This is a genomic window from Cupriavidus sp. GW823-FHT06D04, assembly GCF_058795055.1.
This window is the reverse complement of record NZ_JBXAHL010000011.1, coordinates 113,451-128,838: the sequence shown is the minus strand read 5'-3', so window position 1 is coordinate 128,838 and position 15,388 is coordinate 113,451. Positions and strand designations below refer to the sequence as shown.

Annotated in this window: 13 protein-coding genes; 12 read left to right on the top strand and 1 reads right to left on the bottom strand. The window is 66.6% G+C overall.

Features of this window, described 5'->3' with window-relative positions:
- Positions 1 to 15 precede the first annotated feature (15 nt).
- Together AC1Q7H_RS16315 and AC1Q7H_RS16310 are read left to right on the top strand one after the other, a co-directional pair.
- Complete coding sequence (locus AC1Q7H_RS16315) at positions 16 to 4,809, top strand: glutamate synthase-related protein (protein WP_492378270.1); 4,794 nt, start codon at positions 16 to 18, stop codon at positions 4,807 to 4,809.
- Positions 4,810 to 4,929: 120 nt separating this feature from the next.
- Positions 4,930 to 6,393: a glutamate synthase subunit beta gene (locus AC1Q7H_RS16310; RefSeq protein WP_013958216.1), complete on the top strand. Its 1,464-nt coding sequence runs from the start codon at positions 4,930 to 4,932 to the stop codon at positions 6,391 to 6,393.
- Between the two features lie 84 nt (positions 6,394 to 6,477).
- Here the strand turns inward: AC1Q7H_RS16310 and AC1Q7H_RS16305 are convergent, their stop codons facing one another.
- The gene (locus AC1Q7H_RS16305) at positions 6,478 to 7,017 is read right to left on the bottom strand and encodes a GNAT family N-acetyltransferase (RefSeq protein WP_153955116.1); all 540 of its coding nucleotides are present in this window, start codon (positions 7,015 to 7,017) and stop codon (positions 6,478 to 6,480) included.
- Between the two features lie 290 nt (positions 7,018 to 7,307).
- Between AC1Q7H_RS16305 and AC1Q7H_RS16300 the strand changes: the two genes are divergently transcribed.
- The 10 genes from AC1Q7H_RS16300 to AC1Q7H_RS16255 all read left to right on the top strand — a co-directional run bounded on the left by AC1Q7H_RS16300 (position 7,308) and on the right by AC1Q7H_RS16255 (position 15,311).
- The gene (locus AC1Q7H_RS16300; RefSeq protein WP_371827379.1) at positions 7,308 to 8,330 is read left to right on the top strand and encodes a Bug family tripartite tricarboxylate transporter substrate binding protein; all 1,023 of its coding nucleotides are present in this window, start codon (positions 7,308 to 7,310) and stop codon (positions 8,328 to 8,330) included.
- A gap of 133 nt (positions 8,331 to 8,463) precedes the next feature.
- Complete coding sequence (locus AC1Q7H_RS16295; protein WP_211980368.1) at positions 8,464 to 9,282, top strand: ABC transporter ATP-binding protein; 819 nt, start codon at positions 8,464 to 8,466, stop codon at positions 9,280 to 9,282.
- Entirely contained in the window at positions 9,279 to 10,058 is a 780-nt protein-coding gene (gene mlaE, locus AC1Q7H_RS16290) for a lipid asymmetry maintenance ABC transporter permease subunit MlaE (RefSeq protein WP_211980367.1), read from the top strand. The genes AC1Q7H_RS16295 and mlaE overlap by 4 nt, the downstream gene beginning before the upstream one ends.
- Positions 10,059 to 10,120: 62 nt before the next feature.
- Positions 10,121 to 10,633, top strand: a complete 513-nt coding sequence (gene mlaD / locus AC1Q7H_RS16285; protein ID WP_153955118.1) for an outer membrane lipid asymmetry maintenance protein MlaD — start codon at positions 10,121 to 10,123, stop codon at positions 10,631 to 10,633.
- Positions 10,630 to 11,709 carry an MlaA family lipoprotein gene (locus tag AC1Q7H_RS16280; RefSeq protein WP_492381475.1) on the top strand — a complete coding sequence of 360 codons (1,080 nt, stop codon included), beginning with the start codon at positions 10,630 to 10,632 and terminating at the stop codon, positions 11,707 to 11,709. Before mlaD ends, AC1Q7H_RS16280 begins: the two co-directional genes overlap by 4 nt.
- A 214-nt stretch (positions 11,710 to 11,923) precedes the next feature.
- Positions 11,924 to 12,553, top strand: coding sequence for an MlaC/ttg2D family ABC transporter substrate-binding protein (locus tag AC1Q7H_RS16275; RefSeq protein WP_013958209.1), 630 nt, complete (start codon positions 11,924 to 11,926; stop codon positions 12,551 to 12,553).
- A gap of 110 nt (positions 12,554 to 12,663) precedes the next feature.
- On the top strand, positions 12,664 to 13,002 hold the full coding sequence (locus AC1Q7H_RS16270; protein WP_492378267.1) for an STAS domain-containing protein: 339 nt from the start codon (positions 12,664 to 12,666) through the stop codon (positions 13,000 to 13,002).
- 251 nt (positions 13,003 to 13,253) lie between these two features.
- Positions 13,254 to 14,204: an ABC transporter ATP-binding protein gene (locus tag AC1Q7H_RS16265; RefSeq protein WP_153955121.1), complete on the top strand. Its 951-nt coding sequence runs from the start codon at positions 13,254 to 13,256 to the stop codon at positions 14,202 to 14,204.
- Positions 14,201 to 15,022: an ABC transporter permease gene (locus tag AC1Q7H_RS16260; protein WP_371827378.1), complete on the top strand. Its 822-nt coding sequence runs from the start codon at positions 14,201 to 14,203 to the stop codon at positions 15,020 to 15,022. Before AC1Q7H_RS16265 ends, AC1Q7H_RS16260 begins: the two co-directional genes overlap by 4 nt.
- A 40-nt stretch (positions 15,023 to 15,062) precedes the next feature.
- The gene (locus AC1Q7H_RS16255) at positions 15,063 to 15,311 is read left to right on the top strand and encodes a BolA family protein (protein WP_010812335.1); all 249 of its coding nucleotides are present in this window, start codon (positions 15,063 to 15,065) and stop codon (positions 15,309 to 15,311) included.
- The last annotated feature ends 77 nt before the right edge of the window (positions 15,312 to 15,388 follow it).

The window sequence follows — 15,388 nt, the reverse complement described above, 5'->3', positions numbered from 1 at the left end:
ACCGGAATTCAGCCCGTGGACCAAACGAAAAATCTTTCGGCCCAAGCGCAGACCAGCGAGTCTTCCCACGCCATTGACCTGCGCCCGCAAGCGCAGGGCATGTACGATCCCAGCAACGAGCATGACGCCTGCGGCGTCGGCATGGTCGCGCACATCAAGGGCAAGAAGTCCCACGAGATCATCTCGCAGGGCCTGAAGATCCTGGAGAACCTGGACCACCGGGGTGCGGTCGGCGCCGATGCGCTGATGGGCGACGGTGCCGGTATCCTGATTCAGATCCCGGACCAGTTCTACCGCGAGGAAATGGCCGCGCAGGGCGTGAGCCTGCCGCCCGCCGGCGAATACGGCGTGGGCATGATCTTCCTGCCGAAGGAACACGCCTCGCGCCTGGCCTGCGAGCAGGAACTGGAGCGCACGGTCCGCCTGGAAGGCCAGGTCGTGCTGGGCTGGCGCGACGTGCCGGTCGACGCCAAGATGCCGATGTCGCCGACGGTGCGCACCACCGAGCCGGTGATCCGCCAGATCTTCATCGGGCGCGGCCGCGACATCATGACCACGGACGCGCTGGAACGTAAGCTCTACGTTATCCGCAAGACCGCCAGCCACGCCATCCAGGCGCTCAAGCTCAAGCACGGCAAGGAATACTTCGTGCCGTCGATGTCGGCCCGTACCGTGGTGTACAAGGGCCTGCTGCTGGCCAACCAGGTCGGCGAGTACTACCTGGACCTGCTGGACCAGCGCGCCGTCTCGGCCCTGGCCCTGGTGCACCAGCGCTTCTCGACCAACACCTTCCCGGCCTGGGAACTGGCCCACCCGTACCGCATGGTCGCCCACAACGGCGAAATCAACACGGTCAAGGGCAACGTCAACTGGATCAACGCACGTACCGGCGCGATCTCGTCGCCGGTGCTGGGCGACGACCTGCCCAAGCTGTGGCCGCTGATCTACCCGGGCCAGTCCGACACCGCATCGTTCGACAACTGCCTCGAACTGCTGACGATGGCCGGCTACCCGCTCGTCCACGCGATGATGATGATGATCCCGGAAGCCTGGGAACAGCACACGCTGATGGACGACAACCGCCGCGCCTTCTACGAGTACCACGCCGCCATGATGGAGCCGTGGGACGGCCCGGCCGCGATCTGCTTCACCGATGGCCGCCAGATCGGCGCCACGCTGGACCGCAACGGCCTGCGCCCGGCACGTTTCTACGTGACCGAGGATGACATCGTGGTGCTGGCCTCGGAAGCCGGCGTGCTGCCGTTCCCGGAGTCGCGCATCGTTGAGAAGTGGCGCCTGCAGCCGGGCAAGATGTTCCTGATCGACATGGAACAGGGCCGCATCATCGACGACAAGGAACTCAAGGACAACCTGGCCAACGCCAAGCCGTACAAGAGCTGGATCGACGCCGTGCGCATCAAGCTCGACGAGCTCGACGCCAAGCCGGAAGACGTTGCCGCCGAGAAGAAGCCGGCGGCCAAGCTGCTGGACCGCCAGCAGGCCTTCGGCTACACCCAGGAAGACGTCAAGTTCCTGATGGCGCCGATGGCGCTGGCAGGTGAAGAAGCCACCGGCTCGATGGGCAATGACAGCCCGCTGGCGGTGCTGTCGTCCAAGAACAAGACGCTGTACCACTACTTCAAGCAGCTGTTCGCCCAGGTGACCAACCCGCCGATCGACCCGATCCGCGAGAACATGGTGATGTCGCTGGTGTCGTTCATCGGGCCGAAGCCGAACCTGCTGGAGCTGAACAACATCAACCCGCCGATGCGCCTCGAAGTGTCCCAGCCGGTGCTGGACTTCAAGGACATCGCCAAGATCCGCAACATCGAGCACTACACCGGCGGCAAGTTCCGTTCATACGAGCTGAACATCTGCTACCCGAAGGCCTGGGGCAAGGAAGGCATTGAAGCCCGCCTGGCCTCGCTGTGCGCCGAAGCCGTGGATGCGGTGCGTTCGGGCTTCAACATCCTGATCGTGTCGGACCGCCGCGTGGATGCCGAGCATGTCGCGATTCCCGCGCTGCTGGCCACGTCCGCCATCCACCACCACCTGGTGGAGAAGGGCCTGCGCACGTCCACCGGCCTGGTGGTCGAAACCGGCACCGCCCGTGAAGTGCACCACTTCGCGCTGCTGGCCGGCTATGGCGCCGAAGCCGTGCATCCGTACCTGGCGATGGAAACGCTGGCCGAAATGGCTCAGGGCCTGTCCGGCGACCTGTCGCCCGAGAAGGCCGTCAAGAACTTCGTCAAGGCGATCGGCAAGGGCCTGTTCAAGGTGATGTCCAAGATGGGCATCTCCACGTACATGTCGTACACCGGCGCGCAGATCTTCGAAGCCATCGGCCTGTCGCGCGAACTGGTGCAGAAGTACTTCCATGGCACCCCGTCGAACGTCGAGGGCATCGGCATCTTCGAGGTGGCCGAGGAAGCCCTGCGCCTGCACCGCGACGCCTTTGGCGACAACCCGGTGCTGGAAAGCATGCTGGACGCCGGCGGCGAATACGCCTTCCGCATCCGCGGCGAAGAGCATATGTGGACCCCGGACTCGGTCGCCAAGCTGCAGCACTCGGTGCGCGCCGACGACGGCAAGGGCGCCTACCAGACGTACAAGGAATACGCCAACATCATCAACGACCAGAGCAAGCGCCACATGACGCTGCGCGGTCTGTTCGAGTTCAAGGTCGATCCGGCCAAGGCGATTCCGCTGGAAGAAGTGGAATCGGCCAAGGAGATCGTCAAGCGCTTCGCCACGGGTGCGATGTCGCTCGGCTCGATCTCGACCGAAGCCCACACCACGCTGGCGCTGGCGATGAACCGCATCGGCGGCAAGTCGAACACCGGCGAAGGCGGCGAGGACGAGAAGCGCTACCGCAACGAGCTGCGCGGCATTCCCATCAAGCAGGGCGATACCCTCAAGGGCCTGCTGGGCGACGGCGTGATCGAGAACGACCTGGAACTGCGCGACGGCGATTCGCTGCGCTCCAAGATCAAGCAGGTGGCGTCGGGCCGTTTCGGCGTGACCGCCGAATACCTGGCTTCGGCCGACCAGATCCAGATCAAGATGGCGCAGGGCGCGAAGCCCGGCGAAGGCGGTCAGCTGCCCGGCCACAAGGTCTCGGACTACATCGGCAAGCTGCGTTACTCGGTGCCGGGCGTGGGCCTGATCTCGCCGCCCCCGCACCATGACATCTACTCGATCGAGGATCTGGCACAGCTGATCCACGACCTGAAGAACGTCAACCCGTCGTCGGATATCTCGGTCAAGCTGGTGTCCGAAGTGGGCGTCGGCACTGTGGCCGCGGGCGTGTCCAAGGCCAAGGCCGACCACGTGGTGATCGCCGGCCATGACGGCGGCACCGGCGCCTCGCCGTGGTCGTCGATCAAGCACGCCGGTACGCCGTGGGAGCTGGGCCTGGCCGAAACGCAGCAGACCCTGCTGCTCAACGGCCTGCGCAACCGCATCCGAGTGCAGGCGGACGGCCAGATGAAGACCGGCCGCGACGTCGTCATCGGCGCGCTGCTGGGCGCTGATGAATTCGGCTTCGCCACTGCGCCGCTGGTTGCGGAAGGCTGCATCATGATGCGCAAGTGCCACCTGAACACCTGCCCGGTGGGCGTGGCCACGCAGGATCCGCAGCTGCGCAAGAAGTTCCAGGGCAAGCCGGAACACGTGGTCAACTTCTTCTTCTTCGTTGCAGAAGAGGCCCGCGAGATCATGGCCCAACTGGGCATCCGCAAGTTCGACGAGCTGATCGGCCGCGCCGACCTGCTCGACACCAAGCCGGGCATCGAGCACTGGAAGGCACGCGGCCTGGACTTCAGCCGCATCTTCCACCAGGTGTCGCTGGGCGCGGACGTGCCGCTGTACCACACCGACGTGCAGGACCACGGCCTGTCGGCGGAAGCCGGCAAGGCGCTGGACCACGTGCTGATCGCCAAGGCGCGTCCGGCGATCGAGAAGGGCGAGCGCGTCTCGTTCATCCAGCCGGTCAAGAACGTCAACCGTACCGTCGGCGCGATGCTGTCCGGCGTGGTCGCCAAGCAGCATGGCCACGAAGGCCTGCCTGACGACACCATCCACATCCAGCTGCAAGGCACCGCCGGCCAGTCGTTCGGCGCGTTCCTGGCGCATGGCATCACGCTGGACCTGGTGGGCGACGGCAACGACTACGTCGGCAAGGGCCTGTCGGGCGGCCGCGTGATCGTGCGCGCCCCGCACGAGTTCCGCGGCGACCCGACCCGCAACATCATCGTCGGCAACACCGTGCTGTACGGTGCCATCGCCGGTGAAGCGTTCTTCAATGGCGTGGCCGGCGAGCGCTTCGCGGTGCGCAACTCAGGCGCGGTTGCCGTGGTGGAAGGCACCGGCGACCACGGTTGCGAGTACATGACCGGCGGCACGGTGGTGGTGCTGGGCGGCACGGGCCGCAACTTCGCGGCCGGCATGTCGGGCGGCGTGGCCTACGTCTATGACGAGGACGGCCTGTTCGACAAGCGCTGCAACACCTCGATGGTGGCGCTGGAAGCGGTGCTGGCCTCGGCCGACCAGGAGAAGGGCCAGCCCCAGGCTTCGTGGCACAAAGTCGACGGCAAGCGCGTGCTGGATGAAGTCATCCTGCGCAACCTGATCGAGCAGCACTTCCGCTACACCGGTTCCGAGCGCGCCAAGGCGCTGCTGGCTGACTGGACCACGGCACGCCGCAAGTTCGTCAAGGTCTTCCCGACCGAGTACAAGCGCGCGCTGGGCGAGATGTACGCCAAGGAACAGGCCGCCCGCGACAGCGACCGCGAAGCCATCGCGGCCTGAGCGAGCGCAACGCAACGACGCAGAGGGGCCGCGGCAGCCGCCGCGGTCCTGACAAGATTCTGACCCCACCGCAGGGCCGGCGACGCCGCCGGTCCCGCGCAGCATGACCAAGGACGCAACATGGGTAAGGCGACTGGCTTTCTCGAATTTCCGCGCCAGAACGAAGGCTACGAAGCGGTAGTCAAGCGCGTGAAGCACTACAAGGAATTCGTGTTCGCGCTGTCCGACAGCGAAGCGAAGATCCAGGGTGCGCGCTGCATGGACTGCGGCATCCCGTTCTGCAACAACGGCTGCCCGGTCAACAACATCATTCCCGACTTCAACGACCTGGTGTACCGCCAGGACTGGAAGTCGGCGATCGAGGTGCTGCACCAGACCAACAACTTCCCCGAGTTCACCGGCCGCATCTGCCCCGCACCGTGCGAGGCCGCCTGCACGCTGGGTATCAATGAACTGCCGGTGGGCATCAAGTCGATCGAGCACGCCATCATCGACAAGGCCTGGGAAGAGGGCTGGGTCAAGCCGCAGCTGCCGCGCCACAAGACCGGCAAGACCGTGGCCGTGGTCGGCTCCGGCCCCGCCGGCTTGGCTGTCGCGCAGCAGCTGGCACGCGCCGGCCATGACGTGACCGTGTTCGAGAAGAACGACCGCATCGGCGGCCTGCTGCGCTACGGCATCCCCGACTTCAAGATGGAGAAGACGCTGATCGACCGCCGCATCGAGCAGATGCAGGCCGAAGGCGTGACCTTCCGCGCCGGCGTAATGGTGACCGACGGCGAACTGCCGGCCGGGATCAAGAACTACGCCCGTGAAACCATCTCGGCCCAGGCCCTGATGGACCAGTTTGACGCCGTGGTGCTGGCGGGCGGCTCGGAAGTGCCGCGCGACCTGCCGGTGCCGGGCCGCGACCTGGCCGGCATCCACTTCGCGCTGGAATTCCTGATCCCGCAGAACAAGGAAGTGGCCGGCGACGGCGAAAACGAGATCCGCGCCGAAGGCAAGAACGTGATCGTGATCGGTGGCGGCGATACCGGCTCCGACTGCGTGGGTACGTCCAACCGCCATGGCGCCACCTCGGTGACGCAGTTTGAACTGCTGCCGCAGCCGCCGGAAGAAGAGGACAAGCCGCTGGTGTGGCCGTACTGGCCGATCAAGCTGCGCACCTCGTCGTCGCACGATGAAGGCTGCGAGCGCGACTGGTCGGTAGCGACCAAGGAATTCATCGGCGAGAACGGCAAGGTCACCGCTCTGAAGGCCTGCCGCGTCGAATGGAAGGATGGCCGCATGCAGGAAGTCGAAGGCAGCGAGTTCATCCTGCCGGCTGACCTGGTGCTGCTGGCGATGGGCTTCACCAACCCGGTGGGCTCGATGCTGGAAGCGTTCGGCGTGGATACCGATGCGCGCAAGAACGCCAAGGCCTCGACCGAGGGCGAACGTGCTTACCACACCAACGTGCCCAAGGTGTTCGCCGCCGGCGATGTGCGCCGCGGCCAGTCGCTGGTGGTGTGGGCGATCCGCGAAGGCCGCCAGGCTGCGCGTTCGGTCGATGCCTTCCTGATGGGCCACACCGAACTGCCGCGCTGATTCACCCCGGCAAGAACAAAAAGCCCGCCTGGCGCAAGCCGGCGGGCTTTTTGTCGTCCTGGCGCCAGTGTGCTGATGGAGCGCTCAGTCGGCCAGCGTGCGCTCCATCAGCATCGCGCTGGCGCCGTAGCTGGCCAGCTTGGCCGCATGGGCGGCGGCCGTGTGCGCCGCCACCGGGGCGTACCCGAGCCTGCGCCACCACGGCGCGGCCGACTGCACCGCGATCAGCCGCGAATGCCGCAGCCCCGCCGCGCGCGCGGCCGCCAGTGCCGCCGCGTACAGGCGCGGCGCCAGGCCGGCGCCGCGTCCGGCGGGCGCCACCGCCATGTCGTGCACGAACCAGGTGAGGGCATCCGGCCCGGCGCCATGACGCCAGCCATCGTCGAGCACGCCGTCCAGCGGCGGCAGGGTGGCTTCGGGCCAGGCGTGGGTAAAGAGGTAGGCGGCGAGCGCGCCGGGATGCCCGGGATCGTCCGCGACCCAGCAGGTGGCGGGGGACAGCGCCAGCCGGCTTGCCAGCGCTGCCTGGCTCTCCAGCAGGACTTCGGTATAGCAGCTGGCTTGCACCGCCAGCACGGCCGGCAGGTCGGTGGTGACCATGGGCCGCAGGGTGTAAATCGTCATCGGCCGATTATAGCCGGCGAGGTCCGTGCGCCCTGGCCGCCATGGCGCGTTTGGCAAGGCCTGGCGGGGCCTTCAGGGTTCTCCCGGCTATGGTTTACGTGTCTGTGGTGGCCTGGGTAATGTCCTTACAATTTTCAAAAACAACTAACGGAAAACTGCCTCGCAAATCCTTTTTCCCCAGAACCAGCTTGCCGCCTCCTCAGGAGACCGGCCGGAGGAAATTGATGCCCGAAGTGCGCAAGTTGTCGCGGCTTTGGCGAGGTAAAGCAAAGTTGGCGCCGCGCCCCCCAATGGGCCCAGTCCGGCGCTGGCTCCAGCCTTTCCTGTGCCTGTATGCCCTGGGGTGTGCCACGCTGGCGCTGGCGGTGCCAGCCATGCCGGCGCATGCCGGGACCCAGCAGCTCGCCCGCAGCATGTCGTTCCCCGACCGCCCGATGCGTCTGATCGTGCCGTTCCCGGCCGGCGGCGTTGCCGATGCGGTGGCGCGCATGCTGGCCGAGCGTCTTTCCGCCCGGCTGGGCGTGCCGGTGGAGGTCGACAACCGGCCCGGCGCCGCCGGCACCATTGCCGGCGACGTGGTCGCCAAGGCCAGCTCCGATGGCCACACCCTGTTGTTGCACCAGGCCAATATGCTGATCCAGCCCGGACTGGAGCCGGTGCCGTACGACGTCGTGCGCGATTTCACGCCGGTGGCGCGCGTGGCCACCACGCCGCTGTTCCTGGTGATCGATGCCAGGCTGCCCATGCGCACGCCCGAGCAATGGATGACCGCGGTGAAGTCGAATCCCGGCTCCTACAGCTATGGCTACGGCCAATCGGGCAGCCCCTCCCACCTGTACGCCGAGTACGCCGTGCGCGGCATCCGCAGCGGCGTGCCGCTGGTCACCGCCAAGGGCGAAGCCGCCGTGGTCCAGGAAATGCTGGCCGGCCGCATCAGTGCCTGTTTCTGTTCGTTTGCCGCGGTCCAGGGCCAGGTCAGGAGCGGCGGGTTGCGCCTGGTCGGGGTGACGGGCGTGGCCCGCTCGCCGCTGGCGCCGCTGGTGCCGACCCTGCAGGAATCGGGGCTGGAAGGCTATGCCGCGGCCGCCTGGTTTGGCGTGATGGCGCCAGCCAAGACCCCGCGCGCGATCGTCGCCAGGCTGGCGGTCGAGCTCGACGCCGTCATGTCCGAGCGCGAGGTGCGTTCGCGCCTGCAGGCAGCGGGGGTCACGCCGCTGCGCGACTCGCCGGAGGCGTTCGCCACCGCGATCCGCTCGGAATCGATCCAATGGCAGGTGATCCTGAAGGACGTTGCGCCGACACAGGAGCCTTGAGCAGCAAAGGGGTGGACCGGTTTGGGAGGCTAGGGCAAGTCTGAGAGAGGGGGCATGTGGCGCGGGGCACACGGGTGCCAGCAGGGCTAGGTAGTACACCTTATAATGCGCGCCTGTCCTGACCGGTGCCCACGTGACCGATTCTGCTCAAAACCTCGTCGAACTGACTGCGGTGGACTTCGCCTATGCGGACCACGGCAAGCCGATCCTGTCCGGCCTGACCATGCATTTCCCGCGCGGCAAGGTGATTGCGGTGATGGGCGGCTCGGGTTGCGGCAAAACGACGGTGCTGCGGCTGATCGGCGGCCAGATCCGCCCGCAGGCGGGCACGGTCAGCTTTGCCGGCACCGATATCCACACGCTGGATACCCGCGGCCTGTACGCGGTGCGCCGCCAGATGGGCATGCTGTTCCAGTTCGGCGCGCTGTTTACCGACCTGTCGGTGTTCGACAATGTGGCGTTCCCGCTGCGCGAGCACACCGACCTGCCCGACTCGATGATCCGCGACCTGGTGCTGATGAAGCTCAACGCGGTCGGCCTGCGCGGCGCGCGCAACCTGCTGCCGTCGCAGATCTCGGGCGGCATGGCGCGGCGCGTGGCGCTGGCTCGCGCGATCGCGCTGGATCCGGCGCTGCTGATGTATGACGAGCCCTTCGCCGGGCTGGACCCGATCTCGCTCGGGCTGACCGCGCGGCTGATCCGCAGCCTGAACGACGCGCTGGGCGCCACCACGATCATCGTCTCGCACGACGTGCACGAGACCTTCCAGATCGCCGACTACGTCTATTTCATTGCCGACGGCCGCATCGTCGCGCAGGGCGAGCCTGAGGCGCTGCGCGCCTCCACCGACCCGTTCGTGCACCAGTTCGTCCATGCCGAGGCCGACGGACCGGTGCCGTTCCACTACGCCGGACCTTCGCTGGCCGAGGATTTCGCCGGAGGTGCGCGGTGACGGACTTCTTTACCACCATCGGCGCGGCCGTGCGCCGCAGCCTGTCGGGGCTGGGCCATGCCACGCGCATGTTCCTGACGCTGCTGGGCCTGTCCCCGGCGCTGCTGCGCCGCTTCCGGCTGGTGACCGACCAGGTCTTCTTTGTCGGCAACCTGTCGCTGGTGATCATCGCGGTGTCGGGCCTGTTCGTGGGCTTCGTGCTTGGCCTGCAGGGCTACTACACGCTGAACCGCTACGGGTCCGAGCAGGCACTCGGGCTGCTGGTGGCGTTGTCGCTGGTGCGCGAACTGGGCCCGGTGGTGACCGCGCTGCTGTTCGCCGGCCGCGCCGGCACCTCGCTGACTGCCGAGATCGGCCTGATGAAGGCGGGCGAGCAGCTGACGGCCATGGAAATGATGGCGGTGAACCCGCTGCAGCGCGTGATCGCGCCGCGCTTCTGGGCTGGCGTGATCGCCATGCCGGTGCTGGCGGCGATCTTCAGCGCGGTCGGCATCCTGGGCGGCTACGTGGTGGGCGTGCAGTTGATTGGCGTTGACGCCGGCGCCTTCTGGTCGCAGATGCAGGGCGGTGTCGATGTGCGCGCCGACGTGCTCAATGGCGTGATCAAGAGCTTTATCTTTGGCATTGCCGTGACGTTTATTGCCCTGTACCAGGGCTTCGAGGCCAAGCCCACGCCGGAAGGCGTCGCGCGCGCGACCACCCGTACCGTGGTGATTGCGTCGCTGGCCGTGCTGGGGCTGGATTTCCTGCTGACCGCGCTGATGTTCAGCAAATGACGCGGCCGTACCAACGACAAGACAGCGACAAGAACACTACGGGGTTGAAGAAAGAGATTCCAATGAAAAAGAATGCACTCGATTTCTGGGTGGGGCTATTCGTCGCGGCGGGCTTTGTCGCCGTGCTGTTCCTGGCCCTCAAGGCGGGGAACATGAGCGCCTTTTCCTTCCAGGACACCTATAGCGTGCAGGCGCGCTTTGATAATATCGGCGGGCTCAAGCCGCGCGCGCCGGTCAAGAGCGCGGGCGTGGTGGTCGGCCGCGTGGCGGCGATCCGCTTCGACGACAAGACCTACCAGGCCACCGTCGAGATGAGCCTGGAGAAGCGCTACCAGTTTCCCAAGGACACCTCGGCCAAGATCCTGACATCCGGACTGCTCGGCGAGCAGTACATCGGCCTGGAAGCCGGCGGCGACACCGCCATGCTGGCCGAAGGCGGACGCATCATCATGACGCAGTCGGCGGTGGTGCTGGAAAACCTGATCGGCCAGTTCCTGTACAACAAGGCGGCAGATGCCGGCGGCGGTGCGTCCGCCGGTGCCAGCGCACCGGCGCCGGCAGGGGACCTCAAATGAGCGTTGCCCCATCCTTCTGCAAGGGCCTGGCCGCGGTGGCTGCCGCGGCCGTGCTTGCCGGTTGCGCCACGGGCCCCACCGCCAATCCGAAAGATCCGCTGGAGCCGTTCAATCGCGAAGTCGCGAAGATCAACGAGGACTTCGACAAGGGCATCCTGCGCCCGGTGGCCCAGGTCTATGCCGACTACATGCCCACGCCGGTGCAGCGCGCGGTGGAGAACTTCTTCTCCAATGTGAGCGATGTCTACTCGGCGGCGAACAACCTGCTGCAGGGCAAGCCCGCCCGCGCCGCAGAGGACACCATGCGCGTGGCCATGAACACCGTGCTGGGGATCGGCGGCCTGATCGACATCGCCACCCCGGCCGGCCTGCCCAAGTACAAGGAAGACTTCGGCCAGACGCTGGGCGTGTGGGGCGTGCCGCCCGGGCCGTACCTGGTGCTGCCGCTGTTCGGGCCCAGCACGGTGCGTGACACCGGCGGCATGCTGGTGGACCGCAGTTTCGATCCATCGGCCTATTTCTATCCGGTATCGCTGCGCAACTCGCTGACCGGCGTGCGCATCGTCGCCGGCCGGGCGCAGCTGCTGGGCGCGAGCAACCTGCTGGAGCAGGCGGCGCTGGACAAGTACTCGTTCATGCGCGATTCCTACCTGCAGCGGCGCCAGTACCTGGTCTACGACGGCAACCCGCCGGAAGGCGACGAGGATGCAGACAGCGCCCCGGAGGCGCCGGCGGCGCGCCCTGAAGCCCCTGGCGGGGCCGAAGGTGAAAAGCCTGCCACGCCCGCTACGCCCGCTACGCCCGCTACGCCCGCTACGCCCGCTACGCCCGCTACGCCCGCTACGCCCGCTACGCCGGCGCAGCCTGCAGCACCGGCACCGGCACCGGCACCGGCACCGGCACCGGCACCGGCACCGGCACCCGCCGCGCCGCCGGCCGACGCCTCGGCCCCGGCCGCCACCCCGGCGCAGCCTGCGCAGACGCCCCCGGGCGACCTGCAGCCTGAGAGCCAGAGCCTGCCGATACCGCCCATGGATCCGATGCAGCGGATCGTGCCGGGTGTTCGTATCCGCTGACTCTGCGTGGCGCGGGCGGCTCCAGGGCCCGCGCCAGGCTGTGAATGCCCTGTGAGGGCTGAAACAATTTGTTTATAAGTAGCGGAAAAGGCGCTTGTGGGGGCAACCACCGCTCCTCGCTTATGTTCCAATCACCGCAAGGCCGCGCGCCAGCCAATGGCGCCCGGCCAGTTCGCCTTCGGCGAAAAATGTCTTTGATAAAGAAGGAAAATCCATGATAAAGCGACTGTTGGTCCCCTTCCTTACGGTAGTTGCCTTCGCAGGCACGGCGCACGCCCAAGTGGCGACCCAGGACGCAGCGACCCCGGACGGGCTGGTCAAGGCCGTGGTCAGTGACGTGATGACGACCGTCAAGGCCGACAAGGACATGCAGGCCGGCAATATCGCCAAGATCACCGCGCTGGTCGAGCAGAAGATCATCCCCAACGCCAACTTCCAGAAGACCACGCAGATCGCCATGGGCCGCAACTGGTCCAAGGCCACGCCCGAGCAGCAGAAGCAGATCACCGAGGAGTTCAAGACCCTGCTGATCCGCACCTATGCCGGCGCCATCGCCCAGATCCGCGACCAGACCGTGCAGTACCGCCCGTACCGCGGCACGGCTGACGATACTGATGCCACCATCCGCACCCAGGTCGTCAACAAGGGCGAGCCGATTCAGATGGACTACCGCCTGGAAAAGACCGCCCAGGGCTGGAAGGTCTATGACATCAACGTGCTGGGCGCCTGGCTGACCGAAGCCTACAAGGGCAGCTTCAACACCATCGTCGGCCAGCAGGGCGTCGAGGGCGTGATCAAGACGCTGCAGGACCGCAACCGCCAGCTGGCCAGCGCCAAGAGCTGAGGCGCGCGTGCCCAACGGTGCGCCGCTGCAATGCAGCACGGCACGCCGATCTGCTCTACAATGGCCGTTCGCGGCACAGACTCCCGCCCGATGTGCGGGAGTCGTCGTTTTTGCCACCGTATTCAAGCTACCGATCCCCAGGCCACGCATCCATGCTCTCGCTAGGCACCTCGCTGACCAACCAGAACGCCGCCGCCGTGCTGCGTGACGGGCTGGCACGCGTGGCGCAGGGCGAGGTGCAGGTCGACTGCACCGGCCTGGCGCAGGTGGATTCCTCTGCGGTCGCCGTGCTGCTGGCATGGAACCGCGCCGCCGCCGCGCGCAGCCAGGCGCTGTCGCTGCGCGGCGTGCCGCCGCAGCTGTCGCAACTGGCCAGCCTGTACGGCGTGGACGGCCTGCTGGGCCTGGCCCCCGCGGCCGCGCCGCAAGGGCACCACCACCGACATTGATCCGGCATCGCCGGTCGCCAGCACGGCGGCCGCCCGCGATGCCGCGGCGACGGCCCTGCGCGGTCGCCGAGCCCCTGGGGGCAGATCAAGCGGGACCCTCCCCGCATCCCCTATAATTCCGGGTTGTTCGCCCATCCCCCCGCCTGTTACCGGTTCATGCCACGCCGGGCCAGGAAGTCCGGGCACGCAGTTGCTCCCCAATTCCCGGCGGCCGGCCCCGAAAAAGCCGGACCCGCCACAAACAATCGGCCATGAAAGCCATTGAAATCCACGACGTTCGCAAGCGCTACCGCAACCTGCAGGCGCTCAAGGGCGTCAGCTTCACCGTCGAACGCGGCGAATTCTTCGGCCTGCTCGGGCCCAACGGCGCCGGCAAGACCACGCTGATCTCGATCCTCGCCGGCCTGAACCGCGCCGATTCCGGCCGCGTCAGTGTGCTTGGTCACGATGTCGTCGCCGACTACCGGATGGCCCGGCGTATGCTGGGCGTGGTGCCGCAGGAGCTGGTGTTCGATCCGTTCTTCACGGTGCGCGAGACGCTGCGGCTGCAGTCGGGCTACTTTGGCCTGACCCGCAACGATGACTGGATCGACGAGATCATGGCCAACCTGGACCTGACCGGGAAAGCCGACGCCAATATGCGCCAGCTCTCGGGCGGCATGAAGCGGCGCGTGCTGGTGGCGCAGGCGCTGGTGCACCGCCCGCCGGTTATCGTGCTGGACGAGCCCACCGCCGGTGTGGACGTGGAACTGCGCCAGACGCTGTGGAAGTTCATCTCGCGCCTGAACCGGGAAGGGCACACCATCATCCTGACCACGCACTATTTGGAAGAGGCCGAGGCCCTGTGCGACCGCATCGCCATGCTCAAGTTCGGCGAAGTGGTGACGCTGGACCGCACCAGCAACCTGCTGACGCAGTTTGCCGGGCTACAGCTGGTGCTGACCTTTGCGCGCGGCGTCCTGCCGCCGGCGCTGGAGCCGCTGCGCATGCCGGCCAACCCCGGCGAGCGCGCGGTGCGCCTGCGGTTGTCGGGCTACCAGGCGGTTGAACCGATCCTGGCCGCCTGCCGCGAAGCGGACTGTGACATCGAAAACATGGAAATCAACAAGGCCGACCTCGAGGACGTATTTGTGCAGATCATGCGCCGCGAGGGGCATATGCCCGGTGCGTTGCCCGATCCGGCGATGGAGGCCGTGGCATGAAGCAGCCTGGCGATATCGAGGTCCTGGACGACACCGGCCTTGGGCCGATGGCCGTGGGCGGCCTGGTGGGTTTCCGCACCCTGCTGTACAAGGAAGTGCTGCGTTTCTGGAAGGTCAGCTTCCAGACCGTGGCCGCGCCGGTGCTGACCGCGGTGCTGTACCTGCTGATCTTCGGCCATGTGCTGGAAGACCGGGTCAAGGTCTATGACCAGATCAGCTACACCGCCTTCCTGGTGCCCGGCCTGGTGATGATGAGCGTGCTGCAGAACGCGTTTGCCAACAGCTCGTCATCGCTGATCCAGTCCAAGATCACCGGCAACCTGGTGTTCGTGCTGCTGCCGCCCTTGTCGCACTGGGAGATGTTCGGCGCCTATGTGGTGGCCTCGGTGATCCGCGGGCTGACCGTGGGCCTGGGCGTGCTGCTGGTGACGGCGTGGTTTGCCAACCTGCATTTTGCCTATGTGGCCTGGATCCTCGTCTTTGCGCTGCTGGGTGCGGGCATCCTCGGCACGCTGGGCCTGATCGCCGGTATCTGGGCCGAGAAATTCGACCAGCTGGCCGCGTTCCAGAACTTCCTGATCATGCCGGCGACCTTCCTGTCCGGTGTGTTCTATTCGATCCATTCGCTGCCCGCCTTCTGGCAGGCGGTGTCCCATGCCAATCCGTTCTTCTACATGATCGACGGCTTCCGCTATGGCTTCTTCGGCGTCTCGGACGTGTCGCCGCTGTTCAGCCTGGCAGTGGTCGGATCGGCGTTCGTGGTGCTGGCCGCGCTGGCGCTGCGCTTGCTGAAGTCCGGATACAAGCTGCGCCACTGAACTGTGGCCGGCCATACTGAATCACGCTGAAGAGAACCCCATGCTGCCTACACCGGAACAAGTCAGGGATTACATTGCCCAAGGACTGCCCTGCGAACATCTGCAAGTCGAGGGCGATGGCCAGCACTTCTTTGCCACCATCGTCAGCGCCGAATTTGAAGGCAAGCGGCTGATCCAGCGCCACCAGCGCGTCTATGCCGCGCTGGGCGACCGCATGCGTGCCGAGATCCACGCGCTGTCGATGAAGACGCTGACGCCTGCCGAGTGGCAGGCGGGCGAAGGCAAGTAAGCCCCGCCAATATGCGCCGCGCCACCCGCGCGGCCCCAGAACCATGACGCCGGGCGCGTGCCCGGCTCCAGACGACA

Excerpts from the sequence above, each read along its gene's own strand:
- AC1Q7H_RS16310 (WP_013958216.1), top strand. The coding sequence starts at position 4,930 with ATGGGTAAGGCGACTGGCTTTCTCGAATTTCCGCGCCAGAACGAAGGC.
- AC1Q7H_RS16305 (WP_153955116.1), bottom strand. The coding sequence starts at position 7,017 with ATGACGATTTACACCCTGCGGCCCATGGTCACCACCGACCTGCCGGCC.
- AC1Q7H_RS16300 (WP_371827379.1), top strand. The coding sequence starts at position 7,308 with ATGGGCCCAGTCCGGCGCTGGCTCCAGCCTTTCCTGTGCCTGTATGCC.
- mlaD (WP_153955118.1), top strand. The coding sequence starts at position 10,121 with ATGAAAAAGAATGCACTCGATTTCTGGGTGGGGCTATTCGTCGCGGCG.
- AC1Q7H_RS16280 (WP_492381475.1), top strand. The coding sequence starts at position 10,630 with ATGAGCGTTGCCCCATCCTTCTGCAAGGGCCTGGCCGCGGTGGCTGCC.
- AC1Q7H_RS16275 (WP_013958209.1), top strand. The coding sequence starts at position 11,924 with ATGATAAAGCGACTGTTGGTCCCCTTCCTTACGGTAGTTGCCTTCGCA.
- AC1Q7H_RS16265 (WP_153955121.1), top strand. The coding sequence starts at position 13,254 with ATGAAAGCCATTGAAATCCACGACGTTCGCAAGCGCTACCGCAACCTG.
- AC1Q7H_RS16260 (WP_371827378.1), top strand. The coding sequence starts at position 14,201 with ATGAAGCAGCCTGGCGATATCGAGGTCCTGGACGACACCGGCCTTGGG.
- AC1Q7H_RS16255 (WP_010812335.1), top strand. The coding sequence starts at position 15,063 with ATGCTGCCTACACCGGAACAAGTCAGGGATTACATTGCCCAAGGACTG.